Source organism: Aestuariimicrobium sp. Y1814 (assembly GCF_050113895.1).
GTDB lineage: Bacteria > Actinomycetota > Actinomycetes > Propionibacteriales > Propionibacteriaceae > Aestuariimicrobium.
In genome coordinates, this window is the sequence record NZ_JBNJRW010000006.1 from 43,617 (window position 1) to 68,491 (window position 24,875).

A 24,875-nucleotide genomic window follows, 5' to 3' on the forward strand; every position below is an offset into this window, starting at 1 on the left:
CTCAACCTAGCCCAGAGTGCAGGGACTCGGCGATCTTCGCGAACGCTGTGATGTCGAGCGTTTCGCCGCGCGCCTGCGGGTCGAAGCCCGCCCGTTCGATCACCTCGGACGCCGCGGCCGAGCCGCCGCACAGGCCGGCCAGCGCGGCTCGCAGCATCTTGCGGCGTTGCGCGAAGGCGGCGTCGATGACCTGGAAGACCTGTTCGCGGGTGGCGGTGGTGGCCGGTGGGTCACGCAGGACCAGCCGGACCAGTCCGGAGTCGACGTTGGGCACCGGCCAGAACACCTTCGGCGGCACCGTGCCCACCCGGGTGGCCTCGGCGTACCAGGCCAGCTTCGCCGAGGGCACCCCGTAGACCTTCGACCCGGGGGTGGCGACCAGCCGGTCGCAGACCTCCAGCTGCACCATCACCAGGCCGGTGCGCCAGGTGTCGAACTGGGCCAACAGGTGCAGCAGCACCGGCACCGACACGTTGTAGGGCAGGTTGGCCACCAGCGCACTCGGCGCCGGGCCGGGCAGCGTGGCCACCGCCAGCGCATCGGACTCGACCACCCGCAGCCGTTCAGCCGCCTCGGGCATCCGCTCGGCGATGGTGTCGGGCAGCTGCCGGGCGAGCCGGTCGTCGATCTCGATGGCGGTCACCTCGGCGCCGACCTCGAGCAGCCCCAGTGTCAGCGACCCCAGGCCGGGGCCGACCTCGATGACCACGTCGTCCGGGCCGACCCCCGACAGGGCGACGATGCGACGGATGGTGTTGGCGTCGATGACGAAGTTCTGCCCGCGCTGCTTGGTCGGGGTCAGGTCGAGCCGGGCCGCGAGCTCACGGACGGCGGCCGCCCCCAGCAGCTTCGAGTCCCCGTTCACCGCTGCGCCCCGGCGCTGGTGAGCTGCTGGTGGGCAGGGTCGATCTCGTCCCATTCGCCGTTGAAGGCGGCGAAGGTGTTGGCCCTGACCTGGTCGCACAACTGCTCCAGGCCCACCCCCAGGTGGTCGGCGACATAACGGACGGTGTGGGCGAGCACGTAGGGCGCGTTCTTGCGGCCGCGGGCGGGCACCGGGGTCAGGAAGGGTGCGTCGGTCTCGACCAGCACCCGGTCGAGCGGGGTGATCGACAGCGCCTCCCGCTGGGGGCCGGCCGACCCGAAGGTGACCACCCCGGGGAAGCTGAGCCAGGCACCCCGGTCGAGGCATTCACGGGCGAAGTCGGCATCGCCGCTGAAGCAGTGCATCACGATACGGTTCGGCAGCCCGACCCGGTCGAGCATCTTCAGGATGTCGGCGTGGGCGTCGCGGTCATGGATGACCAGCGTCAGGTCGTGCTCAATCGCCAGCTCGATGTGCCGGGTGAAGCTGTACTGCTGGCGTTCATGACCCTCGGGGTCCCGCGTGCGGTAATAGTCCAAGCCGGTTTCGCCGATCCCCCGGACGACATCAGCCGCGCTGGTCGCCAGTTCGGCGACCTGGGCGAGTTGGTCGTCCAGCAGGTCAGCGGCGCGGGCGGCCTCGTTCGGGTGGATCGAGACGGTCGCCACCACCCCGGGGACCCGGCGGGCCAGGTCGACGGCGTACTGGTTGCCCTCGACGTCGCAGCCGACCTGCACCAAGCGGGTGACCCCGACCCGGTGCGCCAGGCCCAGGCTGGTGTCGGCGTCGAGGCCGGTGTACTCGGTGGTCGTGTCGGCGTGGGTGTGTGAGTCGATGACCGGACGCGGCAGCGGCTCGGGCAGCGGAGGCAGGCCCCAGCCGTCCAGCCGGGCGTCGAGGCCGGTGGGTGTGCTCATCGGTGTCCTCCTGGGCTCGAGTCACGGTCGGCGATCGCGGCAGCGTAGAGCTGCTTGCGGTTGGCGCCGGTGGTCGCCGCCACCTCGGCAACAGCAGCAGACAGCTTCTCACCCTGGGCCATCCGGGCACGCACCAGGTCCAACGGGTCGACCTCGTCGTCGGCTTCCTCGGCGCCCGCGACGACCACGCAGATCTCCCCGCGGGCGTGTTCACCGGCCCACTCGCCCAGGGCGCCGAGCCCGTCGCGGCGGACCTCTTCGAAGGGCTTGGTCAGCTCCCGGCAGACGGCGGCGGGGCGTTCGGCCCCGAAGGCATCGGCGGCGTCGACCAGGAAGTCGACCAGCCGGTGCGGGGCCTCGAAGAAGACCATGGTGCGGGGTTCGTGGGCCAGGTCGGCCAGGCGCCGGCGCCGCGGGCCGTCCTTGCGGGGCAGGAAGCCCTCGAAGCAGAACCGGTCGGTGGGCAGGCCCGAGACGGCCAGTGCCGTCAGCACTGCCGAGGGCCCGGGCAGCGCGGTCACCTCGTGGCCGGCGGCCAGTGCGGCCTGGACCAGCCGGTAGCCGGGGTCGGAGACCAGCGGCATGCCCGCGTCGGAGACCACCAGCACGTCACCCTCGGCCAGGGCGGCCACCAGCTCGGGCGTGCGGTCGGCCTCGTTCTGGTCGTAGAAGCTGACGATGCGGGCCTCGGTGCGCAGGCCGAGTCGGCGCAGCAGGGTGGTGAACCGCCGGGTGTCCTCGGCGGCAATCAGCGGCGCGGCGGTGATGGCGACCCGCAGCGCGTCAGAGGCCTGGCTCGAGTGCCCGATGGGGGTGGCGGCCAGCACCACCCGCCCGGGGCTGTTGCTGGGCCGGGGGCTGTTGCTGGGCCCGGGGCCGTCGGGCTGCGAGCCGTCGGGCTGCGGGCTGTCGAGGTCGTCCGGGCTGGTCACCTGTCCATCCTGCCCGACCCTGCCCTCGCATGCGCATACGATGGCACGGTGACCCGCATGCCCGAGCAGGAGGACACCAGCACCGAACCCGGTGCCGACGAGGTCGTCGCTACGACTCGTCCGGCTGGTTCGGTGGTCTACGGACCGGTGAGCCCCGACCTTGACCCCGCGGACCAGGCCGACCTCGACAGCCTCGACGACGGCGACGACCCGTTCGACGCGGCGTCCCCGGTGAGCGGGTCGAAGCGCGTCCTGAAGCCACTGCCGGTCGGTGAGCCGATCACGCCGGCCACACCGATGACCACCATCGAACGCCTCAAGGACGGCCCGCCGCGCTCGGGGCTGGTCGGTTGGGTCGTCACGATCGCGATCACCCTGTTCGCGTTGGGCCTGCGGCTGTGGCACCTCGACTTCCCGCGCAAGCTGGTCTTCGACGAGACCTACTACCCCAAGGACGCCTGGGCGCTGCTGAACCACGGCTTCGAGCACGACTTCGTCTCCGACGCGAACGACAAGATCGCCAACGGTGACCTGACGGGGCTGTTCATCCAGGGCCCCTGTGCCCGGCCGAACGCCGTCGACGACATCTGCTCGGCCTATGTGGTGCACCCACCGCTGGGCAAGTGGCTGATTGCCTCGGGTGAGTGGCTGTTCGGCATGAACTCGTGGGGGTGGCGGGTGCCCTCGGCGATCTTCGGCGCGCTGATGATCTTTCTGGTGATCCGGCTGGCGGCGCGGCTGGGCCGCTCGATGCTGGTCGGCGCCATCGCCGGCATCCTGCTGTGCTTCGACGGGCTGCACTTCGTGATGAGCCGCATCGGCCTGCTCGACATCTTTCAGGCCACCTTCCTGGTGGCCGCGGTGGCGGCGATCGCCGCCGACCGGGACTGGTTCCGACAACGCCTGGGCAGACACCTGGAGAAGATCGGCCAACCCGACCTCGACGGGAAGTTCGGGCCCGCCCTGTGGTGGCGGCCCTGGCGGGTCGTCTCCGGGATCATGTTCGGCTGCGCGATCGCCGTGAAGTGGAACTCCATCTACGCCCTGGCCGCGATCGGGCTGCTGACCGTTTTCTGGGACGTCTCGGCCCGCCGCCTGGCCGGGGCCCGGGCCCGCTCGTGGTGGGCGCTGCTGCGTGACGGCATCCCGGCGTTCATCTCGATGGTGGTGCTGGCGGTGCCGGTGTACATGGCGAGCTGGATCGGCTGGTTCCGCACCACCGGCGGGTGGGACCGCAACTGGGCGGTCAACCCGAACAACTCCGGCTCGGTACTGGCCGACCTGCCCAACTGGCTGGGGTCGTGGCTGGCCTACCACCGCTCGATGTTCGAGTTCCACACCGGTGACTTCATCAACAACGCCACCCACGTCTACGAGGCCCACCCGGCCGGCTGGCTGGTGATGGCCCGCCCGATCGGCATCGACGCCCAGAACGGCATCCAGCCCGGTGAACAGGGCTGCGAGGCGGTCGGTGACACCTGCCTGCGGGTGATCACCGCGCTGGGCACCCCGACCCTGTGGTGGTTCGCCGCAGCGGCGCTGATCGCCGGGTTGATCTACTGGATCGCCGGTCGCGACTGGCGCTTCGGCCTGCCGATCGTGGCAGCGCTGGCGATGTACCTGCCCTGGTTCCAGTACACCGAGCGACCGCTGTTCTTCTTCTACGCGGTCTGCATCATCCCGTTCACCGTGGTCTGCCTGGCGCTGGTGCTCGGCAAACTGCTGGGGGCACCCACCGACCCCGACCGCAAACGCAACTCGTGGATCGTCTCGTCGGTGGTCGGCATCGTGGTGCTGAACTTCGCCTTCAACTGGCCGATCTACACCGACCAACTGCTCACCCGCCGCCAGTGGATGATGCGGATGTGGTTCGGCTCCTGGATCTGACGCCTGCCCGGATCTGACGCCTGCTCAGACCAGCAGCAGGACTCAGATCAGCAGCAGGAACAGCGCCAGGCCGGCCACGATGGCACCCAGCGCGAGCAGTCCCCAGCCCACCGATTCGGGCAGGGCGGCGTACTTCTGCAGGAACGTGCGGCTCCCCTGCTGGTGCTGGGCGACCTGCCCGTAGCCACCCTGGGGAGCCACCTGCTGGGCGGCGGGGCGGTAGCCCTGCCCGACCAGCGGCTGGGCCGGGATCGGCTGGGACGGCATCGGCCGCGAAGACGGCGAGGCCATCCCCTGCGGCACCTGCTGCGGCTGGTTCGGGGGCGGCTGGGGAGTCCGTCGTCCGCTCACCGGGGAGTTCTGGTACTGGCCGGGGGTGTCGGTGGGCGCCCACCCCGGGGCGGGTCGGTGCTGCTGGGCCCCGCTGGGGGCCTGCTCCATCGGGAACTGCTGGCCCGGCAGCGAGGTGACCGAGCCGCCCGCCGGGATCGCGCCGGGGCGCGCCTGGCTGCCGGCCTGGGCGGACATCGGCCCGGCCTCGTTCCAGCCCTCCGGGAAGTCGGGGATGCGGTCGGGCACCACGATCGGACGATTGCCCGTGCGCGGCAGGGTGGTCGCGTGCAGCGCATCGAGCGCCGAACGGGCGGTCTGGTAGCGCTTGGTCTCTTCGTCGAACAGCTTCGCGATGAAGCGACCCAGGGGCACGTTCGCCGCGGCGGCGGGGATCTCGGGGGTGCCGTCGGCCGGGGGGCGGCGCCCGGTCAGCATCTCGAGCAGCACCACGCCCACCGAGTACAGGTCCTGCTGCGGGGTCGGGTCTGCGCCGTACTGGGCCTCGGGTGACATGTAGCCCGGGGTGCCGATCACCTCGGTGGCCCGGGTCATCCGCGGGTCACCGATCGGGGCGGCGATGCCGAAGTCGGACAGGTAGGTGAACGGGTCGGGCTTGCCGGGGCTGGCGCTCGGTTCCATCAGGATGTTGGCGGGCTTCACGTCGCGGTGCACCAGCCCGGTCTCGTGGACCGCGACCAGTGACTCGAGCAGCTGCTCGATGATCTTGACAGCGAAGGCGGGCGGCAGCGCGCCCTGCTCCTTGATGATCTGGGCGAGGGAACCGCCGCGGATCAGCGGCATGGTGAACATCACCTTGTCGTCCTCACCGGCCCAGCCCAGCGGGGTGATCACGTGCTCGTGCTCGACCCGCCAACTGGTCTCACGCATGAACCGGATCAGGGAGTCGGAGTGGGACTGCTTGAGCACCTTGCCGGCGCGGTACTCCTGGACACGCAGGTCCCAGACGCGCCAAATGACGCCGCCGCCCCCGCTCGCCAGCGGGTCGACGAGCTCGTAACGACCCGCGAAGACTTCACCCATCGCGCTCCATCTTGCCAGTTGTCGGGCCAAACATCCCCATGCAATCCCCGCCCGCGGGTTGCGCGCGGCGTGGGCAGGGGTGCCGCGGCTGTCTAGACTCGCTGTCATGACCTCACCGCGCTGGACGACCAGACTGCTCGCTGCCCTGGCGGCGGGCGTGGTCCTCCTGGTCAGCGGGTGCGGGTCGGGTGAACAGAACCCCTACGGCCAGCGCATCCAGGGCACCGGCGTGTCGACCGGCGCGCCGCTGCTGCCCGAGGGCGACTCCTGGGACGAGCTGGGCACCGCCGGCACCGATGAGGGTGTGCGCGTCTACACCGTGGAACGTGACCTCGGTACCGATGTCACCATCTCGGTGACCGCGCCCAGCACCCCCGGGGCCGATGACGGCCTGCAGGTGCAGCTGACCGATGCGGCCGGCAACCGGTGCTCGTCGGCGGCCGCCAGCAGCTACGCCTCGGTGCGCGACCCGGTGATGTCGGCCACCGTGGAGTCGACCCGGCGCGAAGGTGACCAGTGCCTGACCGCGACCCGGCTGCTGTTGAGCGTCAGCCGCAGCGGTGAGGCCGAGCAGGCCACGCAGGTGCGGATCAGGCTGTTCACCGTGGCCGGGGTGGAGGACAAGGACTACCCCGAGCACGACGTGGAGCACCAGTTGTCGCCGATCAGCGTGGGCAACAGCACCCCCGGTGAACCCGGCAGTTGGTTGGACGACGCGCAGGTGCTGGAGCCCAACCAGACCGTGAGCGGCTCGATCGGCACCGGTGTGCTGCATACTTACCGAATCGGTTTGGAGTGGGGCCAGGGCATGCAGGTGCAGTTGGTGTTCCCCGACCCCCCGCCGTCGGTGCGCGATCAGGTGGGTGAGGCCGGCCTGCGTGGCGGGCTGTACCTGGTCAACCCGGCCGGGGAGTTCGGTTCGCTGAACCCGGTCTGGTTGTCCCCGGGTGGTGCGACCGATGCCACGCTGGACCCGGCGTTCTACGTGTCCAGGAGCCTGGCGAACCTGCCCGGGTATTACACGCTGGTCGTCAGCGTGTCGAGTACGAAGGAGACCACCGCAGTGCTGCCCTACCAGTTGATCGCCTCGCCCTTCGGCGCCACCAACAACGGCCTGGGCCCGCAGGTGGTCTACGCCACCAGCTCGTCCGGCCTGCCCGAGGGTGTGCTGTGGTCGATGCTGGTGGTCGGTGTGCTGCTGATCATCGCCGGCATGGCGCAGGTCACCCTGCATCGCCAGCAGCACTGACCGGGGTCGGCCACCATGACTGAGGACCGCACCGTGGCGGCGAGCCGTGTCGTCCGGGCCACCCCGCAGCAGGTGTTCGCGGTGGTCGCCGACCCCCGTCGGCACCCCGACATGGACGGCCGCGGCAACACCACCGCCGCCCAGGACGCCACGCCGATCACCGCAGCGGGCGTCTCGTTCCTGATGTTGAACAGCAACGGCAAGGTGCGTGAGAACCGGGTGGTCGAGTTCGAGGCCGACCGGCTGGTGGCGTGGATGCCCTGCCCCGTGGGCGGTGAGCCGTTCGGGTTCCTGTGGCGCTGGGCGGCGGTGCCGAACCCGGACGATTCGGCCACCAGCGTGGTCACCCACAGCTACGACTGGACGACCCTGACCCGCGAGGACCTTTTCGAGGAGGCCCGCTCGGTGAGCGTGGCCGACCTGGACCGTTCCCTGGCCCGGTTGGCCGCCCTGCTCGAGAACTGAGCGGGCGCCGACTGGGCCTGGCTCAGTCGGCGGGGCGCAGGAGGCGTCGTCCGAGCAGGCCCACGACGAGCACCGCGATGCCGGTGAGCAGCACCGGCCAGGTGAGGGTGGCCACCAGCAGCAGGCACAAGGCGATGCCGAGGACCTGCAGCGCGCGGGGGTAGCGGCGGCCCTCGCGCTGCCGCAGCGCGGCCAGGTTGGCGACGGTGTAATAGAGCAGCACCCCGAAGCTGGAGAAGCTGATCACCTCACGCAGCCCACCGAAGGCCACCAGCACGCTGACGACCACCGCCAGCACGACCTCGGCGCGGTGCGGCACCTGGAAGCGCGGGTGGATGCCGGCGAACCAGGTCGGCAGGTCACGCTCGCGGGCCATCGCCAGGGTGGTGCGCCCGATGCCGGTCATCAGGTTCAGCAGCGCGCCGAGGCAGGCCAGGGCGGCGGCCACGGTCACCGCGAGCGCCAGCGCCCCGGAGGGGTCGATCATGGCGGCGGCCTCGTGCACCGGTCGGGTGCTGGCGGCCAGCGCCTCGACGCCGAGCCGGTCGAGCAGAGTCAGCGCCACCACGGTGAAGACCACCAGCGCGATCGCCAGAGCGGCCAGGATCGCCCGGGGAATGGTGCGCGCGGGGTCACGCACCTCCTCCCCCATGGTGGCGATCCGGGCGTAGCCGGCGAACGCGAAGAACAGCAGGCCGGCCGACTGCAGCACGCCCAGCAGGCTGGGTTCGATGCTCAGCCCGGCCAGGTGGCTCGGCCCGTCGGCGAGCAGGTTGCCGGTGGCCCAGACCAGCAGGACGGCCAGCACGACGGCCACGATGATGCGGGTGGCCAGCGCCGTGCGGGTGATGCCGCGGTAGTTGATGGCGGCCAGCACGAGCACGGCTGTGACTGCCACCAGCCGCTGGGCCCACCCGCCGGGCACCACGTAGGCGGCGAAGGTGAGCGCCATCGCCGCGCACGAGGCGGTCTTGCCGATCACGAAGCACCAGCCGGCGGCGAAGCCCCACCACGGCCCGAGCTCGGCTCGTCCGTAGGCATAGGAGCCGCCGGCGACCGGGTGGACGGCGGCCAGCTGCGCCGAGGAGGTGGCATTGCAGTAGGCCACGACGGCGGCCAGCAGCAGGCCGACCAGCAGTGCGGCCCCGGCCGCCTGGGCTGCCGGGGCGAAGACCGCGAAGACGCCGGCGCCGACCATGGACCCGACGCCGATGACAGTGGCGTCGCCCAGCCCGAGTCGCCGGGCAAGCGTGGATTGGCTCACGTCGGCTGACCCTAGTGGCGCAAGGTGTCCCCCGGGTGAACGCGACCGCCGCGGGGTGGACGGGCTGCGGGTGAACGGGCGCATCCCCCCAGCAGTGTGCATCGACCGGCCGACAACCGGCCTTGACAGCCCTTTCCACCCCGGTCGATGCACGTTGCTGGGGCCAGGGCCGACGGAATGGGTACCGCGGCCGGCTCGTGATAGAACGGCCCGGTGACCGATCCCAACCTCATCCGCGTCGAGGGCACCGAGCGGACCTTCCACCGGCTCAAGGTGTTGGCCGTGCTGCTACTGCCCCTGTCGATGTCGCTGATGGCGCTTTCGGCGGTCAATGTGGCGCTGCCCACCATCGAGGTGGGGTTGGGGGCCAGCCCGACCGATGTGCAGTGGATCCTGTCGGGCTATGCGCTGGCGTTCGGGGTGTCGCTGATCCCGGCCGGCCGCGCCGGTGACGTGCTCGGACGAGGCACTTGGTTCCTGATCGGGTTGGTGCTGTTCCTGGGTGCCTCGCTGGTCTGCGGGCTGGCGCCGAACCCACTGGTGCTGAACGCCGCCCGCATCGTGCAGGGGGTCGGGGCCGGCATCTTCTCACCGCAGGTGACCGGCATGATCCAGCAGTACTTCACCGGGCAGGGCCGGGCGAAGGCCTTCGCGCTGTTCGGGCTGGTGATCTCGGCGTCGGTGGCTGTCGGGCCGGTGCTGACCGGCACCATCATCCAGGCCATCGGCCCCGAGGACGGCTGGCGCTGGGCGTTCTTCATCTACATCCCGATCGGGCTGCTCGCGGTGGTGCTCGGGTTGCTGTGGTTCCCCTTCGAGAACGAACGCCGACGCCGCGCCGGCGCCCCCGAGCTGGTGGGTCGCAAGCTCGACCTCGACCCGGTCGGTTCGGTGATCCTGACCCTGGCGATCCTGTGCCTGATGTTCCCGTTCATGGCCCACGCCGCGTGGGCGTGGTGGCTGCTGCCGGCCGCCCCGGTGCTGGCCTGGCTCTGGGTGCGCTGGGAACGGGCCTATGCGGCGCGTGGTGGGGCCCCGATGGTCGACCTGTCGCTGTTTGCCTACCGCTCGTTCCGCAACGGCATGCTGGTCTCGGGCACCATGTTCCTCGGTGTGGCCAGCACCTTCGCGGTGGGGGCGATCTTCCTGCAGTCCGGTCTGGGGGTGGCCGTCGTCCTGGTCGGGCTGGTGGGCCTGCCCAATGCGATTGTCAGCGCGTTCTCGTCGGTGTGGTCGGTCAGGTACGTACTCAGCCACGGCCGCCAGCTGATCGTGGCGATGCTGCTGCTGATGGCCACCGGCACCCTGCTGAGCATCGGGGTGGGGTTGCTGGTGCCGCACGGGGCCCCCTGGTGGCTGCTGTCGTTGACGTTGATGCTGAACGGCTTCGGCATGGGTGTGGTCGGTTCGGCCAACCAGACCCTGGCAATGCAGGACGTGCCGCCGCAGCACGGCGGCACCGCCGGCGGCATCAAGCAGACCGTCGAACGCATCGGGGCCGCACTGGGCAACGCCATGGTCGTCGGGGTGCTGTTCACCCTGGTGCCGCGGGGGTGGACGACTGCCTTCGCCGGCGCCTACGGCATGATCCTGGTCTGCATCCTCGCTGCGGCCGCGCTGGCCGTGCTGGACGAGCGCCAGCACCGTCGTCCGGTCGGCCCTTCAGCCGCGGCCGGCTGATCAGCCGCGCCCGGCGGTGCGGCGCCCGAGCAGGGTCGCGACCACCGCACCGACCAGCAGCATGCCCATCGGGATGAGCAGCGCCGAGCGCAGGCCCACCTCGTCACCGACCAGTCCGAGCAGCGGCGGCCCGACCAGGAACGCCAAGTAGCCGATCGTGGACGCCAGGGCCACCCGGGCGGCCGGGTTCGGGCCGGAGTCACCGGCCAGCGACAGGGCCACCGGGAAGCCGAGTGCCGCGCCCAGCCCCCACAGCACCACCGCGGCCGACGCCACCACGACGTTGTCGACCACGCTGACCAGCAGCACTCCGACTCCGCCGAGCACGGCGCTGGCGGCCAGCGCTTGGGCTCGTCCGAGTCGGGCAATGACCGGGCCACCGGCGAACCGGCCGAGGGTCATCGAGGCGGCGAACACCGCGTAGACCACCGACCCGAGGGCCGGGTCGAGGCCGTGGCCGTCGACCATGACCAGCGGCAGCCAGTCGTTGGCCGCACCCTCGGCCAGGGCCATCGCCAGCACCACCAGGCCGGTCAGCAGCAGCCGCGGGTCGCGCCACAGCCCGGACTTGTCGGCGGCACCGACCGGCCGGTCGCCGGGCTCGGCTCGTCCGGTGGCAGGCGGCAGGTGGCGGATCGCCCACAGGAACAGCACCAGCCCGACCGCGCCGACCGCGATCAGGTGCCAGGTCACCGGCAGCCCGGCGGCGATCGCGACGATGCCGGCCACCGCGCCGACGACCGTGCCCAGGCTGAAACCGCCGTGCAGCAGCGGCAGGAAGGGGCGCTGGATGATCTTCTCGACGTCGGCGCCCTCGACGTTCATGGCCACGTCGGCGCCACCGGAACCGGCGCCGAACAGGAACAGCCCGGCCACCACGAGCCCGGCCGAGCCGGCGGCAGCACCCAGGCCGATGGTCGGCATGCTGGCCACAATCCCGATGTTGCCGACGGTGATCACCGGCCGGGCACCGAAACGGATGCACAGCGGGCCCGAGGACAGGATGCCGACCATCGAACCGGCCGACAGCCCGAGCAGCACCAGGCCCATCTCACCGGTGCTGGCGTCGAGCAGGTCGCGGATCGCCGGTGTGCGAGTCACCCAGGACGACAGGGCCAGCCCGGCGAGGAAGAACAGCGAGAACAGCGCCCCCCGGCGCTGGGCAATGGTCGAGGTCACCCGCGGAGGGGCTCAGTCGCGGTCGAGCAGGTGGCGCAGTACCGTCACCACACCCTGCTCGGCGTTGGTCGGGGCCACGTAGCGGGCCCGTTCCTGGATGCCGGGGTGGGCGTTGCCGATCGCGAAGGACAGGTCGGCGGCATCGAGCATCTCGGCGTCGTTGTAGTAGTCGCCGAAGGCCACGGTCTGGGCGCGGGTCACCCCGAGGGCATCCTGCAGCGACTGCACGGCAGTGCCCTTGTTCGAGCCGGCGGCCATGATGTCGATCCAGTGCTCGGCTGAGTGCACGACCTGGTGGGTCCGGCCGACCGGGGCCAGCTGCCCGTTGATCAGTTCGGTGGGGTCACCGAAGTCGTAGATCGCCACCTTGAGGATGTCGTCGCCGATCTCGCGCAGGCTCTCGACGCCGGTCAGCTGGCTGAAGTACTCCCCCACGTGCTCGACGAACGCCTCGTCGGTGCGCTCGACCCAGGCCCCGCCGCGCCCGCAGAGGATGACACCCAGGTCGCGCCCGGACTGCTCGGCGATGTCAATGATCCGTTCGACATCGACGGGGGCCACGGTGCTCATCGAGACGATCGTGCCCTCACGCACCACCATGCAGCCGTTCTCGGAGACGAGGGTGTTGATCTTGGGGAAGTCGGTGAACATCCCGCTGAGGGTCGGGTAGGGACGTCCGCTGGCGGGGACGAAGCTGATGCCGGCCTCGTCCAGGTCGTCGATCAGCTCGGCGAAACCCTGCGGGATGCGGCCGGACTCGTCGAGCAGGGTGCCGTCCATGTCGCAGACCACCAGGCGCACCTCGTGGTCGCGTGGGTCGACCTGGTGCCAGGTCTCATGGGGGCTGTGGACGGGGGTCTGCTTGGTCTGGGTCACCCGTCGAGGCTAGCTGTTGCCCGTGAACGGCAGGTGACGAGCCCGGTGGGCGGGACCGTCGTCGGCCCCCCGGCGGGTTAGCGTGACCGGGTGAACCCGAGCACCCAGAACCCGTATGCCGCCTTTCTGGCACCGTCCCGGCAGCGGGACTGGGTCGAGCCCGAGCACGACTGGTGGCACTGGCGAGACCAACGGGTGCACGTCGCCCGGGCCCGGCCCGCCGAGGCTCCGGTGCGGGTCATCGTGGTGCACGGCGCCGGTGGGCACAGCGGGGCGTTGTGGCCGTTGGCCGGGCTGGTCGCCTCACGCGGGCTCGACGTCGCCGCCCCCGACCTGCCGCTGTACGGCCGCACCGAGGTGGCCGACCCGGCAGGGGTCCGCTACGGCGACTGGGTGGACCTGTTGGTCGACTTCGTCACGGCCGAGGACGACGGACGACCGCTGCTGCTGCTCGGTGCCAGCATCGGCGGGCTGCTCGCGGCCGACGTCGCTGCCCGCAACCCCCGGGTCGACCACGTGGCCGCGACGTGCCTGCTCGACCCCTCGGACTGGCGGGCGATGGCCGCCATGACTCGCTTCGGACCGCTCGGCGTGGTGGGTCGTCCGCTGTCGTTGCTGGTCGAACGGTGGTTGGGCGACTCGCGACTGGCGCGGGTGATGCTGCCGGTCAGCTGGGTGGCGAACCTGGCCCGGATGAGCCGCAACCCCGAGCTGTCCCGGATGTGCGCCACCGACCCGCTGGGCGGCGGCGTGCGGGTGCCGGTCGGGTTCCTGACCAGCTACATCGGGTTCGGCCACACCCCGCCGGGGCAGGTGACCACACCGGTGAGCCTGCTGCACCCGAGTCGTGACGCCTGGACGCCGGTGGCGCTGAGCACCCGTTACCTGGCCCGGGTCGCCGGCCCCAGCCGGATGGTGCTGCTGCGTGAATGCGGCCACTTCCCCATCGAGGAACCGGGTTTGGACGACCTGGTCAGCGCCATTGACGAGATCATCGCCGGGCTCAGCCAGGTGTGACGTCTGGCCCACGGCCGGGCACCCTCGTCCGAGTTTGCGCAGGTTTCGACACGGTCCCATCTCTGGTGGCAGTGATTCCGTGATGGAACCTGCGCATCCGCGAATCTGGGGGCGGCGAGGCTGGGGTCGGACGACCGGGTCCGCGCGATGAGGAGCCCAGCCGCGAGGGGTCAGGCGACCGACTTGGCCCGCCATTCGGCCTGCTTCTGCTTCCACAGCTCGCGCAGGTCGGGGTCCTCCATCACCAGCCGGACGGTCTGGCAGTCCTGCGGGCCCGTGGCTCCCGGCACACACAGCGAGCAGGGGTCCCCGGGTCGCAGCGGACACTTGGGGGTCGCCAACTTGCTTGCCATGGTTCAAAATTCTACGAACCCGCCCTGATCCTCCGAGCACCGCCCCCGGCAAAGGCCCTGTCGGCCCCACGGCCGGGAGCGTATCCTCAACAGAGTCGGACGACGGCGTCCGCGACGAGAGGCAGCAATGCGCAACGTCACCTATTCCCTCGCCATGTCCCTGGACGGCTACGTCACCGACACCGACGGGTCCCTCGACTGGAGCGCCCCCGACGAGGAACTGTTCCGGTTCGCGACCGAGGAGGTGCGCCGGGTCGGCGTGCACCTGCTGGGGCGGCGGCTCTACGAGACCATGCGCTACTGGGACGAGCAGGACCCTGCCGGGTTCACCCCGGACGAACGCACCTTCGCCGACCTGTGGAACCCGCTGCCGAAGGTCGTGTTCTCGGCCTCCATCACCGAGGTCGACGCCAGCGCCCGGCTCGCCACCGGCACCCTGCAGCAGGAGATCGCCGCACTCCGCGCCCAGCCGGGCGAGGGGTCCATCGGCATCGGCGGGGCCAACCTGGCCGCCCAGGCCGCCGACCTGGACCTGATCGATGAGTACCACGTCAGGGTCTGCCCGGTGCTACTGGGCGGTGGCACCCCCTTCTTCGCCCACCACGGCCACCTCAGCAGGCTGGAACTGGTCGAGTCACGGTCGTTCGACTCGGGTGTGGTCTACCTCGGCTACCGCGTACTGCACTGACCCTCACTCGGCGCGGGACTGCTCCTCGAGTCGGTCGAGTTCGGCGTCCAGCAGGTGCGCCCGGTCCTGGGCACGCTGCAGCACCACCCGGAAGGCCAGCACCAGCAGCACGAACCCGCCACCCAGCGGCACCACCCACCACCAGCCCCAGCCCAGCGAGTCCTGCCAGATCGCGATGACCACGGTGGTGACCATGAACGCCACCAGCAGGCTCACCAGGACGGCAAGGGTGCGGTTCACGGGTCACTCCTGGGGCGGGTCGGTTCGGCCCGATCCTAGCGAGCAGGCGATCGCCGCCCCGGCGCCGGCCACGCCCGACGCCCGACGCCCGACGCATCATCCTTTTGGCTGACCTGTCAGCCCGCCCAGTGCCCGATGTCCGGACCCCACCCGGCGAGGTGGACTCGATGTCATGGCACAACCTGGCTTCCTGTCCCGTTTCCCTGACCTGTTGACCTCACGTCGCGGTGCCCGGGTCGCGCTCGTCCTCGCGGCGGTCGCGTTCGTGGCGCTGTTCGGCCTCTTCGCCGGCGCCGAGGCGCCCGCGCGGTCGGGTCAGGCCCCCGCGACCGCCGAGTCGTCACGGGTCGCCGCACTGCTGAATACCTTCCCCGACGCCGACCGGCAGTCGGTGCTCGTGGTGGCCGTCCGCGAGGACGGCGGCCCCCTGACCAGCGCAGACCTCAGCGCGCTGACAGAACTGCTGCCCCGGCTCGCCCCCTCGTCCGCCGGTGGGGCCACTGGTGGGGCGACCGGGCCGATGGTCAGCGACGACCAGCAGGCCGCGCTGCTGGTCACCCCGATCACGGTCGGGGCCGACAACACCGAGACCGCCGAGGTCATCGCCGGGCTGCGCGCCACGGTCGGCGAGCACACCCCCGACGGGCTGGTGTTGCAGGTCACCGGTGGGCCCGCCTTCGGGGCTGACGTCGCCGCCGCGTTTGACGGCGCCGACCTCACCCTGCTGCTGGTGACCATCGCCATCGTCGCGGTGCTGCTGGTGGTCACCTACCGTTCCCCGGTGCTGTGGCTGGTGCCGCTGGTCGTGGTCGCGCTCGCCGACGGCCTGGCCGGACGAGTGGCTGCCGCGGTGGGCTCGTTCTGGCACCTCGAGTTCGACGCCGGGATCATCAGCGTGCTCGTGTTCGGCGCGGGCACGAACTATGCCCTGCTGCTCATCTCGCGCTACCGCGAGGAACTGGGGCACACCAGCGACCACCGCGCTGCCCTGGCCACCGCATGGCGCCACACGGTGCCGGCGATCCTGGCCTCGAACGTGACCGTGGTGCTGGCCCTGCTGGTGCTGCTGCTGGCCGGCATCCCGATGACCCGCGGGCTGAGCATCCCGGCCGCCGCGGGGCTGCTGGTCGCGCTCGCCGCGGTGTTGCTGGTGCTGCCGCCGCTGCTGGCGGTGTGCGGGCGCCGGGTGTTCTGGCCGTTCATCCCCCGCCCCGGGGACGAGGCTGCCGGGCCGGGCCCGTGGCGGGCCGTCGCCGAGCGGGTGGTGCATCGTCCGGTGGTGGCGCTGGTCGCCGGGCTGGTGCTGCTGGGGGTGATGGCGCTGGGGCTGCTGGGCACCTCGGTCGGGCTCGACCAGTTGCAGAAGTTCCGGGTGCAGTCGGAATCTGCCAGCGGCCTGCAGACCCTGTCGGCCCACTTCCCGGCCGGTGAGGCCCAGCCGATCCAGGTCGTGGCCGACAGCGACGCGGCGGCCGCGGTCGTGGCCGCCGCCGGCCAGGTCGAGGGGGTGGTGCGGGCCCACCCGGTGGCCACCACTGCCGACGGCACCCTGACCCGGATCATGGTGACCAGCCAGTACTCCCCCAGCACCCCCGAAAGCCTCGAGCAGGTCAACGCCCTGCGTGCCGCGGTCCACGCCGTGCCGGGTGCGAATGCGCTGGTGGGCGGCGCGGTGGCCACCGAACTGGACGCGCGGGCCGGCAACCAGCACGACCTGTGGCTGGTGGCACCGCTGGTGCTGGTGGTCTGCTTCCTGGTGCTGGTCGGGCTGCTGCGCTCACTGGTCGCGCCGGTGCTGCTGTTGCTCGTCAACGCCGCCAGCGCGGTCGCGGCCATCGGCGCCGGGGCCTGGTTGAGCCGGGTGCTGTTCGACCAGCCGGCACTCGACTTGCAGGTGCCGATCCTGGCGTTCCTGTTCCTGGTGGCGTTGGGCATCGACTACACCATCTTCCTGGTGCACCGCGCCCGCTCCGAGGTGGACCGGCTCGGCACCCGTGCGGCGATGGTCGAGGCGATCGCCCACACCGGCAGTGTGATCACCAGCGCCGGAATCGTGCTGGCCGGGGTCTTCGCCGCCCTCGGCGTGCTGCCCCTGGTCACCCTGGGCCAGCTCGGCCTCGTCGTGGGTGTCGGGGTGCTGGTCGACACCCTGGTGGTGCGCACTGTGATCGTCCCGGCGATCTTCAGCCTGGTCGGCGAGCGCAGCTGGTGGCCCGCCCGGCCCGGGGCCGGGGCGCCGTCGCGGTCGGCCGGTCGTCCGGTCGAACACGGCCACGCCGAGCAGACAGAATGGGTCCATGAGCCTGGTGCACCTGCCGCTGTCCAGCGCTGAGGGTGCCCTGCCCCGCGCGGGCGGCACCGTGCGCACGATGACGATCGGGCAGCACGTGATGGCGGTGCTGCTGAGCGTGATCGGTGCGGTGCGGGCGGTCGCCGCGGGCGTCGGCTGGCCGGTCGCGGTGGCCGCCGCGGTGGCGGTGGTGGCCTGGCACACCGCCGGGGCCGCGCTGGCCCGCCGCTCGGCCCCACCGCGGGTGGTGGTCGGCTGGCTGGTCGGCCTGGTCGTGGTCTGGGTCGGCGCGGTGGTGGTGTCGTCGGAGTTCGTCTGGTTGGCGTTCCTGCTGTGGCTGCTGGCCGGTCACCTGCTGCCGCTGCGCTGGGGGTTGCTGCTGTCGGTGGGGGTGCTGGTGGTCACCGTGGGCGCCCCGCTGCTGCACCACGGCACCACCAGTTACGCCGACGTGCTGGGCCCGCTGGTCGGTGGCGTGTTCGCGTTCGCGATCTCGCGCGGCTACCTGCAGCTGCTGCGTGATGCCGCCGAACGGGAGCGGCTGTTGACCTCGCTGACCCGCGCCCAGCAGGAAATGTCGGACCTCCAGGACGAGCTGGCCCTGGCCCAGCGCGAATCGGGCGCGATCGCCGAACGCATCCGCATCTCCCGCGACCTGCACGACACCGTCGCGCAGGAACTGTCCTCGATCAGGCTGCTGTCGCATGCCGGCAGCCAGCGCAGCGACGACCCGGACGCCACCCGCACGCTGGCGCTGGTCGAGTCGTTGGCCGCCGACAGCCTGTCGGCGGTGCGCCGCATCATCGCCGCCCTGGCGCCGGCCGAACTGGACGATGCGGCGCTGGTTGCGGCCCTGCAACGGATGCTCGACCGGGCCCGGGCGGAGGTGGGGCTGGCCACCGAACTGCACGTGGACGAGTCGCTGCCGCAGTTGCCCACGACCGTCGAGGTGGCGCTGTTGAGGACGGCCCAGTCGGCGCTGGCCAACGTCCGGCTGCATTCTGCGGCGCGGCGGGTGGTGGTGAGCCTGGTCGACGACGATGGCACGGTCCGCCTCGACATCACCGATGACGGGGTGGGTTTCGACCTCGCCGGCTGGGAGCGGGCCGGGGAGACCTCGGGCAGCTACGGCCTGCGGTTCATGCGGGCCCGGCTGCGTGACCTGGGCGGTGGGCTCGACATCGACAGCAGCCCCGGTGCGGGCACCTCGGTCTCGGCGCACGTGCCGTTCGAGCGCTTCCGCGCTGAGCCGGTCCAGCGCGTCCGCGCTGAGCCGATCAACCCAGAACCGCAGGAGAAGCCATGACGACCACCGTGCTGCTGGTCGATGACCACCCCGTCGTCCGCAGTGGGTTGCGTGCCGTCGTTGACGGTGGGGACGTGCGGGTGGTCGGCGAGGCGGCCACCGGTGAAGAGGCGATCACGCTGGCCGCCGAACTGCACCCCGACGTGGTGTTGTGCGACCTGCGGCTGGGTGAGGGGCTGGACGGCATCCAGACCACCGCGCGGCTTCGTGCCCTCGACCCGGCCCCGGCGGTTCTGGTGCTGACCACCTTCGACCGTGATGCCGAACTGCTCGGTGCCATCGAGGCCGGGGCGACCGGCTACCTGCTCAAGGACGTCGACCCGTCGGCGATCATCGACGCGATCCGGCGGGCGGCTGCCGGTGAGATGGTGCTCGCCCCGGAGCTGGCCACCCGCGTGTTCAAGACCATGCGCAGTCCCCTGCCGAAGCTCACCGAGCGGGAAGTGGACGTCATGCAGCTGCTGGCCGAGGGGGCCACCAACCGGCAGATCGCCCGGCAACTGTTCGTCACCGAGGCCACCGTCAAGAGCCACCTGGCGCACATCTTCACCAAGCTCGACGTCGACAGCCGTTCGCGGGCCGTGCACGTGGCCCGCCAGCGGGGCCTGGTGTGAACCTGCACCGGGGTCCAGATTCCTGCCGGTGGTTCCGCAGCCGGTGGACGACGGGTTACTATTCCGGCATGGCCACGACCGCACGCACCCACGCGATGCCGTCCTTCGTCATGCCCGCGGGCTGTTGTTCGTGTTGTCGCGACTGACTCCCTGACGCCGTTGGCTCGGGAGTCGCGCACCGCAACCCTCCCGACAACATGCCAGCACCAGGAGCACAGCCATGACCCTCGACCTCGTTTTCGTCGGCGCGAACGCCGGCCGCACCGCCCTCGCCCAGTTGACCGCCGAGCTGGGTGTCTCCGTCCGCATCCTCGCCGAGCGCGTGACCGTGATGGAGATCTTCCCGGTCAACATCCTCACCATCGAGCTGGCCGCCAGTGACCCGCAACGCGACGAGGCTGCGTCCTGGTTCGCCCGCCGCGGCATCCACCAGCTGGCAACTGCGGCCTGACCCACCCGAACCCGCGTCATCTGCGAGGATTCGACCATGACGCAACGCACCACGTACCTGCTGGTTGACGGCGAGAACATCGACGCCACGCTGGGCGCGTCCATCCTGCAGCGGCGGCCGACGCCGGCCGAACGCCCGCGCTGGGAGCGCCTGCTCAACCACCTGCGGGACGCGTGGGACCAGCCCGTCACCGGGCTGTTCTTCCTCGCCGCCAGCAGCGGCGAACTCCCCCTGCCCTTCGTGCAGGCGCTCACCGCCATCGGCTACCGGCCGGTCCCCCTGTCCGGGGCGCCCGACCAGAAGGTCGTCGACATCGCCATCCAACGCACCCTGGGGGCGCTGCTCTCCCGGGACGCCGACGTCGTGCTCGCCTCCCACGACCGCGACTTCCAGACCGACCTCGAAGCCCTGATCGACGGACGACGGGTGGGCCTGGTGGGCTTCGAAGAACTCTTCAGCGCCGGCCTGCGCGACCTCCAGCAGCAGGGCGTCCAACTCTTCGACCTGGAAACCCACGTCGGCGCCTTCAACGAGAAGCTGCCCCGCCTGCGGATCGTCCCGATCGACGAGTTCGACCCGAACGACTACCTCTGACCTGCAGCGTCGCGGACGAGGTCGAGGATCGCGGCCTGAGCAGCGGCGACCTCGACCGGGGTGGACACCTTGACGTGGCGCATGGCGGTGCTGCCAGTCAGCAGCCCGGCGGGGTCGTCCAGACGCGAGCCCTGCAGCAGGGTGAGCGAGACCCACTTGCCGAACGGGGTGAGCGCCGCCATCCCCCAGCCGTTGTAGCCGTACTGGTGGGCGCCGTAGCCGATGGCGTGGTCGACGGTGTCGACCGAGAACCTGACGTCGGGCAACGCCCCGAGGACCATAGGGTGACACACCATTATCTTGCTTGAAGAAAGCTGTGCCGTGACAACCACCCCGCCAGCGGAGGGCACCCGAGCCCGTCGCCGCATCCACCCCGCCTGGTGGGTCGCCGCCGTCACGTTCCTGGCCCTGTTCGGGGCCGCCGGGTTCCGCGGGGCACCCGGCGCACTGATGGTGCCGCTGAACGAGGAGTTCGGCTGGACGATGAGCGAGATGTCGGTGGCGGTCAGCCTCAACCTGGTCCTCTACGGCCTGATCGCCCCGTTCGCCGCCGCACTCATGGAGCGATTCGGCATCCGCCGCGTCGTCTCGACCGCATTGGCGCTGGTCGCCCTCGGCGCGATGGGCAGCGTGTTCATGACCGCCTCCTGGCACCTGCTGGCGTTCTGGGGGGGGTCCTGATCGGCGGCGGCACCGGCTCGATGGTGCTGGTGCTCGCGGCCACGATCACCGACCGCTGGTTCGTCACCCGCCGCGGGTTGGTGATGGGCGTACTGACGGCGGGCCAGGCGACCGGTCAGCTGCTGGTGTTGCCCCCGGTCACCATGATCGCCGAGAACATCGGCTGGTGACCCGCCACTCTGATCATCGGTGCCGTGGCGCTGGCGGTGATCCCGCTGGCGGCCTGGGTCCTGCGCGACCACCCCTCCGACGTCGGGGTGCTGCCCTACGGCGCCGAGCCCGAGACCTGGGTGGCGCCGCCCCGGGCGTCCGGTGGGGCGATGGCGCGGGCACTCGACAGCCTGCGGTTCGCGGCCGGGCACCGGTCCTTCTGGGCGCTGGCCATCGCCTTCGCGGTGTGCGGGGCGACCACGAACGGGCTTGTCGGGGTGCATTTCATTCCGTCGGCGCATGACCATGGCATGCCTGCGGCCACGGCTGCCGGGTTGCTTGCCGCCGTCGGGGTCTTCGACATCGTGGGCACGGTCTTCTCGGGGTGGTTGACCGATCGGTTCGACCCGAGGGTCCTGCTGGCGGTCTACTACACCTTCCGCGGGGTGAGCCTGTTGCTGTTGCCCTGGCTGTTGTCGGACGCCCTGCACGTGAGCATGATCGCGTTCATCTGTTCTACGGCCTTGACTGGGTCGCCACCGTTCCCCCCACCGCGGCGCTGTGCCGGACCATCTTCCGGGAGCGCGGCACGATCATCTTCGGATGGTCTTCGCCTCCCACCAGGTCGGCGCGGCAGTCGCCGCGTTCGGCGCGGGGGTCGTCCGGGATGCCTTCGGCGAGTACACCTACGCCTGGTGGGCGGGTGCGGCGACCTGTGTCATCGCCGCGGTGCTCTCGATCGTCACCCGGGAGCCGCGTCCGGTTGAGGTGGCGCCACGCGCCCCGATGCCAGCACCACGCTCGTGAGGTCGCAGCAGGTGTCGTCCCACTAGGATCAGCGCATGTAGGCACGGTGACACCCGAGCAACGCGAGCTGGTCAAGCAACTCGCGCGCTACCAGGGGCACATCCCGATCTCTCGTGATGAGTTCCTGAACCGCTACCCCGCCACGGACGGGGCGCAACTGGGTCGAGACCTGCTGCGCGAGGCCATCGCAGACCGCGACCCGACCCGATTCGTCCTTGCCATGACGCTGGGGGACAGCTTCGGGGCCATCGACGCCTCCTTGGCCCCCACCCTCGCCGAATTGACCTACGAGGACTGGCACCAGTCCAACGAATGGGTCGTCGACCTCCTGGATGACCTCCGAGACCCGACCACTGTCCCTGCGCTGCTGCAGGCCGCCCGCTGGCTGCCGGACTACATGCTCCAGGAGGACGAGGTTCGAGCGCTGGCAGTCAAGGCAGTCTGGGCGCTGCGCCACAACCCGTCCCCGGACGCGATCGATGCCCTGCGCGAACTCACCACGCATGAGCACCCCAACATCGCCTGGAACGCCACCGAGAGACTCCACGAACGCTGCGTGATGACGACCTCGGGGGGTAAACCTGCACTCCTTGCGCACGTGCAACGAATACACGCCGCCGGCGCTGATCGGGCTGCATTCCTTGCACTGGTGCAACGATCGCAGCCTGGGCCGTTCAGCCGGGGACGACGAGGCCCGACCTGAGGAACGACGAAACCCCGCCCAAGCACGACGAAGCCCCCGACTCGGCACAACACCTGTCGGGGGCTCTTCTTGTGGTGGAGCTAAGGGGATTCGAACCCCTGACCTTCTCATTGCGAACGAGACGCGCTACCAACTGCGCCATAGCCCCTGGATGCCACGGGACGACGCCCGGACAGCGTCGTCCACATTACCACCGCCAACCGCGCCCATGCCAATGACGGCATGGGCGCGGCCTGAGGGGATGTCACGACGCGTCACTGGCGAGGGTTTGGACCTCGTGACGCGCCGCCAGGAGAAACGCCTTGGCGATCGAGGACCCCGGGGTCCGGCGAACATCTTCAACCACGGCTGAGGTGTCGCCCTGCAGGAAGCTCAGCCCGTTCTGCAGCGACATCAGAGCATTCGAGACGGTCGGCACCTCGTCGCGCAGCAGGTCCAGGTCAGCCTGAACCTTCTGCTGTTTGGTGGCCTGGCCGCGCAGGTTGCTCACCTGGCTGCGCAGGCTGTCGACCTTCTTCTGGGCCTCCACGATCAACGCGATGCAGGCGGCCAGGCCGACCGCCCCGAACGGGCCGAGGATGAGGTAATACCACTTCTTCTTGTCCAGGGCATCAGCCGCCCGGGCGGCCTCGTCGGCCTTGGCCTGGGCTCGGGTGATGTCGGCCGCCAGGTCGTTGCCGATCCCCGCCAGGGTGTGGCAGTCGTCGATGATCGAGTTCAACGATGCCTTGACCTGGTCGTTGGCGGCGGTGACCTGTTGGCTGACCTGCGCCATGTTGGCCTGGATCTGGCCGAGCGCGGTGGCCAGGTTGTCCGCATTGCCCGCCTCCACCGCCGCATCGGCGGCATCCAACGGGGCCGTGGAGGCGTTGGCTGCCGAGACGATTGCCGTGCACGCCCCCTCGACGTGGCCGACCATGGCGTCCATGGTGGTCGCCATGGCCGACTGGATCGCCGCCGCATTCCCCGGCAGACCGGTCACCGCCGACGCCGCCGCCTGGGCCGAGCGCACGTTGGCGATGGCCGCCGACATCAACCCGGTCATGCTGCTGCATCCAGCTTCTGGGCCGTGTCCTTGACGAACTCGCTGATGATCACGCCCTGCGGCGCCTGCTCCTTGGTCACGCCGGTCATCTGCTGCTTGATGATGCCGATGTCGCCCTGCACCCGGACAATGGCGCTGTTGGCAGTGGTCAACCAGATCTGGCGCATGATGTCGGTGCTGATGATGCCCTTGTTGAGGTTGCTCGACAGCGTCCCGAGGTCTTCACTGAGGAAGCTCCAGGCGTTGCGCATGTCTGAGGCGGCGTCGACGGCCGTAAGGGCCTGGTTGCCCAGCGCCTTGAATCCTGACCTCATGCCCTGCGCGAGCTTCACCTCGGCCTGGAGGTGCGCCTTCTTGGAAATCAGGTCGGCCTTCGCATCCAGCAGGCCGGCCAGCGCCAGGCCCGACCCGACCGCGCCGCCGACGCCTGCCACGATCACCGCGGCGCCCCCGATCATCAGGGCCGTGGACAGGCCGGCGGTGGCGATCTCGGCCAGCGCCCCCACGAGAATCATGATGCTGCCACCGACCACGGCGAGGCCGCTGAGGACGATGCCGGTGATGGCGCCTGCCACCTTGCCGTCGATGTCGCTGACCTGCTTGTCGATACCGGCCAGCACACCGTTGTCACCGTCCACGGCAGCATTCAGGTTGGTGACGGTGGAGCTGAACGATGCGACGTCGCCGGTGAGATCCGTGTTCAGGCCCTGCAGCAGCACCACCACTGCCTTCGCGTCGTCCTGATAGCCGTCGGCGGTCTCCTTGACCGCGGCCAGCGCGTTCAGCCACTCCTGCTTCGTGGCACCGGGCGGCAGGCTGGTGGCCACCGCCTGGTGCACGTCGAAGTAGTTCGACATGTTGGTGATGTTGCTGATGATCTGGGGCTGGATGTCATTGAGGTAGTGGTTGGCATGGGCCTTTGCGGTGGCGATGCCGGCGTTGACCTCAGTCTCGAACTTGGCCAGGGTGTCGAAGCCCTTGAAGCTGACATTCGGCTGGCTCAGGACGGTGTTGCAGTAGCTCTGCATCTGCATGCCCACGCTGAGCTGGGTGTTGTTGGCAGTCATCAGGTCTTCGATGACCGGCGGCTTGGTGGGGGCGAGTAGCAGGGACATGGCGGGACTCCTTGGGGGTGAGGGGTAACGGAGGTGAGGGGTTGGTCGGACGAGGGGGGTCGGCGGACGAGGGGTTGGTCGGACGAGGGGTTGGTCGGACGAGAGGTCGGCGGACGATGGGCTTGGCGCGCGG

General features: G+C 70.5%; 27 protein-coding genes, 1 tRNA gene and 1 pseudogene. 16 read left to right on the forward strand and 13 right to left on the reverse strand.

Annotated elements, in window-relative coordinates; genetic code table 11:
• Position 1 precedes the first annotated feature (1 nt).
• The 3 genes from rsmA to rsmI are packed head-to-tail and all read right to left on the reverse strand — an operon-like array spanning position 2 to position 2,612.
• Positions 2–865 (reverse strand): 16S rRNA (adenine(1518)-N(6)/adenine(1519)-N(6))-dimethyltransferase RsmA, encoded by an 864-nt coding sequence (gene rsmA, locus ACQE3C_RS08485; RefSeq protein WP_434538753.1) that lies wholly within the window; start codon positions 863–865, stop codon positions 2–4.
• Positions 862–1,782 carry a TatD family hydrolase gene (locus ACQE3C_RS08490; protein ID WP_434538754.1) on the reverse strand — a complete coding sequence of 307 codons (921 nt, stop codon included), beginning with the start codon at positions 1,780–1,782 and terminating at the stop codon, positions 862–864. Before ACQE3C_RS08490 ends, rsmA begins: the two co-directional genes overlap by 4 nt.
• The gene (gene rsmI / locus ACQE3C_RS08495) at positions 1,779–2,612 is read right to left on the reverse strand and encodes a 16S rRNA (cytidine(1402)-2'-O)-methyltransferase (protein WP_434538904.1); all 834 of its coding nucleotides are present in this window, start codon (positions 2,610–2,612) and stop codon (positions 1,779–1,781) included. Before rsmI ends, ACQE3C_RS08490 begins: the two co-directional genes overlap by 4 nt.
• A gap of 399 nt (positions 2,613–3,011) precedes the next feature.
• Between rsmI and ACQE3C_RS08500 the strand changes: the two genes are divergently transcribed.
• Positions 3,012–4,601 (forward strand): dolichyl-phosphate-mannose--protein mannosyltransferase, encoded by a 1,590-nt coding sequence (locus tag ACQE3C_RS08500; protein ID WP_434538905.1) that lies wholly within the window; start codon positions 3,012–3,014, stop codon positions 4,599–4,601.
• A 42-nt stretch (positions 4,602–4,643) separates the two neighbouring features.
• Here ACQE3C_RS08500 and ACQE3C_RS08505 read toward each other — a convergent pair whose 3' ends face one another.
• On the reverse strand, positions 4,644–5,975 hold the full coding sequence (locus ACQE3C_RS08505) for a serine/threonine protein kinase (RefSeq protein ID WP_434538755.1): 1,332 nt from the start codon (positions 5,973–5,975) through the stop codon (positions 4,644–4,646).
• Between the two features lie 106 nt (positions 5,976–6,081).
• Between ACQE3C_RS08505 and ACQE3C_RS08510 the strand changes: the two genes are divergently transcribed.
• Together ACQE3C_RS08510 and ACQE3C_RS08515 are read left to right on the forward strand one after the other, a co-directional pair.
• Positions 6,082–7,224 carry a hypothetical protein gene (locus tag ACQE3C_RS08510; RefSeq protein ID WP_434538756.1) on the forward strand — a complete coding sequence of 381 codons (1,143 nt, stop codon included), beginning with the start codon at positions 6,082–6,084 and terminating at the stop codon, positions 7,222–7,224.
• Between the two features lie 15 nt (positions 7,225–7,239).
• On the forward strand, positions 7,240–7,689 hold the full coding sequence (locus ACQE3C_RS08515; RefSeq protein ID WP_434538757.1) for an SRPBCC family protein: 450 nt from the start codon (positions 7,240–7,242) through the stop codon (positions 7,687–7,689).
• Positions 7,690–7,711: 22 nt separating this feature from the next.
• Here the strand turns inward: ACQE3C_RS08515 and ACQE3C_RS08520 are convergent, their stop codons facing one another.
• Positions 7,712–8,953 (reverse strand): APC family permease, encoded by a 1,242-nt coding sequence (locus tag ACQE3C_RS08520; RefSeq protein ID WP_434538758.1) that lies wholly within the window; start codon positions 8,951–8,953, stop codon positions 7,712–7,714.
• Between the two features lie 213 nt (positions 8,954–9,166).
• Here ACQE3C_RS08520 and ACQE3C_RS08525 point away from each other — a divergent pair, with 213 nt between their 5' ends.
• Complete coding sequence (locus ACQE3C_RS08525) at positions 9,167–10,633, forward strand: MFS transporter (RefSeq protein ID WP_434538759.1); 1,467 nt, start codon at positions 9,167–9,169, stop codon at positions 10,631–10,633.
• On the opposite strand, the gene ACQE3C_RS08530 is transcribed toward ACQE3C_RS08525, so the two are convergent.
• Entirely contained in the window at positions 10,634–11,812 is a 1,179-nt protein-coding gene (locus tag ACQE3C_RS08530) for an MFS transporter (protein WP_434538760.1), read from the reverse strand. It abuts the gene before it with no gap.
• Positions 11,813–11,824: 12 nt separating this feature from the next.
• The gene (locus ACQE3C_RS08535) at positions 11,825–12,688 is read right to left on the reverse strand and encodes an HAD family hydrolase (RefSeq protein WP_434538761.1); all 864 of its coding nucleotides are present in this window, start codon (positions 12,686–12,688) and stop codon (positions 11,825–11,827) included.
• Positions 12,689–12,778: 90 nt separating this feature from the next.
• On the opposite strand from ACQE3C_RS08535, the gene ACQE3C_RS08540 reads away from it, so the two are divergent.
• Positions 12,779–13,705 (forward strand): alpha/beta hydrolase, encoded by a 927-nt coding sequence (locus tag ACQE3C_RS08540; RefSeq protein WP_434538762.1) that lies wholly within the window; start codon positions 12,779–12,781, stop codon positions 13,703–13,705.
• Positions 13,706–13,875: 170 nt separating this feature from the next.
• Here the strand turns inward: ACQE3C_RS08540 and ACQE3C_RS08545 are convergent, their stop codons facing one another.
• Positions 13,876–14,058 (reverse strand): DUF6767 domain-containing protein, encoded by a 183-nt coding sequence (locus tag ACQE3C_RS08545; RefSeq protein WP_434538763.1) that lies wholly within the window; start codon positions 14,056–14,058, stop codon positions 13,876–13,878.
• Positions 14,059–14,185: 127 nt separating this feature from the next.
• Here ACQE3C_RS08545 and ACQE3C_RS08550 point away from each other — a divergent pair, with 127 nt between their 5' ends.
• Positions 14,186–14,746 carry a dihydrofolate reductase family protein gene (locus tag ACQE3C_RS08550; protein ID WP_434538764.1) on the forward strand — a complete coding sequence of 187 codons (561 nt, stop codon included), beginning with the start codon at positions 14,186–14,188 and terminating at the stop codon, positions 14,744–14,746.
• A 3-nt stretch (positions 14,747–14,749) separates the two neighbouring features.
• Here the strand turns inward: ACQE3C_RS08550 and ACQE3C_RS08555 are convergent, their stop codons facing one another.
• Complete coding sequence (locus ACQE3C_RS08555; RefSeq protein ID WP_434538765.1) at positions 14,750–14,986, reverse strand: hypothetical protein; 237 nt, start codon at positions 14,984–14,986, stop codon at positions 14,750–14,752.
• Positions 14,987–15,158: 172 nt separating this feature from the next.
• Here ACQE3C_RS08555 and ACQE3C_RS08560 point away from each other — a divergent pair, with 172 nt between their 5' ends.
• The 5 genes from ACQE3C_RS08560 to ACQE3C_RS08580 all read left to right on the forward strand — a co-directional run bounded on the left by ACQE3C_RS08560 (position 15,159) and on the right by ACQE3C_RS08580 (position 20,241).
• Positions 15,159–17,318 carry an MMPL family transporter gene (locus tag ACQE3C_RS08560; RefSeq protein ID WP_434538766.1) on the forward strand — a complete coding sequence of 720 codons (2,160 nt, stop codon included), beginning with the start codon at positions 15,159–15,161 and terminating at the stop codon, positions 17,316–17,318.
• A complete protein-coding gene (locus ACQE3C_RS08565; RefSeq protein ID WP_434538767.1) occupies positions 17,284–18,582 on the forward strand; it encodes a sensor histidine kinase in 1,299 nt (432 codons plus the stop codon). The genes ACQE3C_RS08560 and ACQE3C_RS08565 overlap by 35 nt, the downstream gene beginning before the upstream one ends.
• Positions 18,579–19,196 (forward strand): response regulator, encoded by a 618-nt coding sequence (locus ACQE3C_RS08570; RefSeq protein WP_434538768.1) that lies wholly within the window; start codon positions 18,579–18,581, stop codon positions 19,194–19,196. Before ACQE3C_RS08565 ends, ACQE3C_RS08570 begins: the two co-directional genes overlap by 4 nt.
• 220 nt (positions 19,197–19,416) lie before the next feature.
• The gene (locus tag ACQE3C_RS08575) at positions 19,417–19,647 is read left to right on the forward strand and encodes an NIL domain-containing protein (RefSeq protein ID WP_434538769.1); all 231 of its coding nucleotides are present in this window, start codon (positions 19,417–19,419) and stop codon (positions 19,645–19,647) included.
• Between the two features lie 36 nt (positions 19,648–19,683).
• Entirely contained in the window at positions 19,684–20,241 is a 558-nt protein-coding gene (locus ACQE3C_RS08580; RefSeq protein WP_434538770.1) for an NYN domain-containing protein, read from the forward strand.
• On the opposite strand, the gene ACQE3C_RS08585 is transcribed toward ACQE3C_RS08580, so the two are convergent.
• Positions 20,232–20,537, reverse strand: a complete 306-nt coding sequence (locus ACQE3C_RS08585) for a hypothetical protein (protein WP_434538771.1) — start codon at positions 20,535–20,537, stop codon at positions 20,232–20,234. The genes ACQE3C_RS08580 and ACQE3C_RS08585 overlap by 10 nt on opposite strands.
• 25 nt (positions 20,538–20,562) lie before the next feature.
• On the opposite strand from ACQE3C_RS08585, the gene ACQE3C_RS08590 reads away from it, so the two are divergent.
• The 5 genes and pseudogenes from ACQE3C_RS08590 (at position 20,563) to ACQE3C_RS08610 (ending at position 22,582) form a co-directional block, all read left to right on the forward strand.
• Entirely contained in the window at positions 20,563–20,922 is a 360-nt protein-coding gene (locus ACQE3C_RS08590; RefSeq protein ID WP_434538772.1) for an MFS transporter, read from the forward strand.
• Between the two features lie 20 nt (positions 20,923–20,942).
• A complete protein-coding gene (locus ACQE3C_RS08595; protein ID WP_434538773.1) occupies positions 20,943–21,092 on the forward strand; it encodes a hypothetical protein in 150 nt (49 codons plus the stop codon).
• A gap of 36 nt (positions 21,093–21,128) precedes the next feature.
• Positions 21,129–21,551 (forward strand): annotated as a pseudogene (locus ACQE3C_RS08600) (MFS transporter); the annotation flags it as partial.
• 124 nt (positions 21,552–21,675) lie between these two features.
• Positions 21,676–21,879, forward strand: a complete 204-nt coding sequence (locus ACQE3C_RS08605) for a hypothetical protein (protein ID WP_434538914.1) — start codon at positions 21,676–21,678, stop codon at positions 21,877–21,879.
• Positions 21,880–21,925: 46 nt separating this feature from the next.
• Positions 21,926–22,582, forward strand: coding sequence for a HEAT repeat domain-containing protein (locus ACQE3C_RS08610; RefSeq protein WP_434538774.1), 657 nt, complete (start codon positions 21,926–21,928; stop codon positions 22,580–22,582).
• A gap of 72 nt (positions 22,583–22,654) precedes the next feature.
• Here the strand turns inward: ACQE3C_RS08610 and ACQE3C_RS08615 are convergent.
• The 3 genes from ACQE3C_RS08615 to ACQE3C_RS08625 form a co-directional block, all read right to left on the reverse strand.
• Positions 22,655–22,730 (reverse strand) — tRNA-Ala (locus tag ACQE3C_RS08615).
• 96 nt (positions 22,731–22,826) lie between these two features.
• Positions 22,827–23,627 carry a hypothetical protein gene (locus ACQE3C_RS08620; protein ID WP_434538775.1) on the reverse strand — a complete coding sequence of 267 codons (801 nt, stop codon included), beginning with the start codon at positions 23,625–23,627 and terminating at the stop codon, positions 22,827–22,829.
• Positions 23,624–24,742 (reverse strand): HBL/NHE enterotoxin family protein, encoded by a 1,119-nt coding sequence (locus ACQE3C_RS08625; RefSeq protein ID WP_434538776.1) that lies wholly within the window; start codon positions 24,740–24,742, stop codon positions 23,624–23,626. Before ACQE3C_RS08625 ends, ACQE3C_RS08620 begins: the two co-directional genes overlap by 4 nt.
• Between the last annotated feature and the right edge of the window lie 133 nt (positions 24,743–24,875).

What these genes read in the sequence shown, in the direction of transcription:
- ACQE3C_RS08490 (WP_434538754.1), bottom strand. Translation starts at nt 1,782, where the DNA reads ATGAGCACACCCACCGGCCTCGACGCCCGGCTGGACGGCTGGGGCCTG.
- ACQE3C_RS08500 (WP_434538905.1), top strand. Translation starts at nt 3,012, where the DNA reads ATGACCACCATCGAACGCCTCAAGGACGGCCCGCCGCGCTCGGGGCTG.
- ACQE3C_RS08505 (WP_434538755.1), bottom strand. Translation starts at nt 5,975, where the DNA reads ATGGGTGAAGTCTTCGCGGGTCGTTACGAGCTCGTCGACCCGCTGGCG.
- ACQE3C_RS08510 (WP_434538756.1), top strand. Translation starts at nt 6,082, where the DNA reads ATGACCTCACCGCGCTGGACGACCAGACTGCTCGCTGCCCTGGCGGCG.
- ACQE3C_RS08515 (WP_434538757.1), top strand. Translation starts at nt 7,240, where the DNA reads ATGACTGAGGACCGCACCGTGGCGGCGAGCCGTGTCGTCCGGGCCACC.
- ACQE3C_RS08545 (WP_434538763.1), bottom strand. Translation starts at nt 14,058, where the DNA reads ATGGCAAGCAAGTTGGCGACCCCCAAGTGTCCGCTGCGACCCGGGGAC.
- ACQE3C_RS08550 (WP_434538764.1), top strand. Translation starts at nt 14,186, where the DNA reads ATGCGCAACGTCACCTATTCCCTCGCCATGTCCCTGGACGGCTACGTC.
- ACQE3C_RS08560 (WP_434538766.1), top strand. Translation starts at nt 15,159, where the DNA reads ATGGCACAACCTGGCTTCCTGTCCCGTTTCCCTGACCTGTTGACCTCA.
- ACQE3C_RS08565 (WP_434538767.1), top strand. Translation starts at nt 17,284, where the DNA reads ATGAGCCTGGTGCACCTGCCGCTGTCCAGCGCTGAGGGTGCCCTGCCC.
- ACQE3C_RS08570 (WP_434538768.1), top strand. Translation starts at nt 18,579, where the DNA reads ATGACGACCACCGTGCTGCTGGTCGATGACCACCCCGTCGTCCGCAGT.
- ACQE3C_RS08575 (WP_434538769.1), top strand. Translation starts at nt 19,417, where the DNA reads ATGACCCTCGACCTCGTTTTCGTCGGCGCGAACGCCGGCCGCACCGCC.
- ACQE3C_RS08580 (WP_434538770.1), top strand. Translation starts at nt 19,684, where the DNA reads ATGACGCAACGCACCACGTACCTGCTGGTTGACGGCGAGAACATCGAC.
- ACQE3C_RS08585 (WP_434538771.1), bottom strand. Translation starts at nt 20,537, where the DNA reads ATGGTGTGTCACCCTATGGTCCTCGGGGCGTTGCCCGACGTCAGGTTC.
- ACQE3C_RS08595 (WP_434538773.1), top strand. Translation starts at nt 20,943, where the DNA reads ATGGTGCTGGTGCTCGCGGCCACGATCACCGACCGCTGGTTCGTCACC.
- ACQE3C_RS08605 (WP_434538914.1), top strand. Translation starts at nt 21,676, where the DNA reads ATGGTCTTCGCCTCCCACCAGGTCGGCGCGGCAGTCGCCGCGTTCGGC.
- ACQE3C_RS08620 (WP_434538775.1), bottom strand. Translation starts at nt 23,627, where the DNA reads ATGACCGGGTTGATGTCGGCGGCCATCGCCAACGTGCGCTCGGCCCAG.
- ACQE3C_RS08625 (WP_434538776.1), bottom strand. Translation starts at nt 24,742, where the DNA reads ATGTCCCTGCTACTCGCCCCCACCAAGCCGCCGGTCATCGAAGACCTG.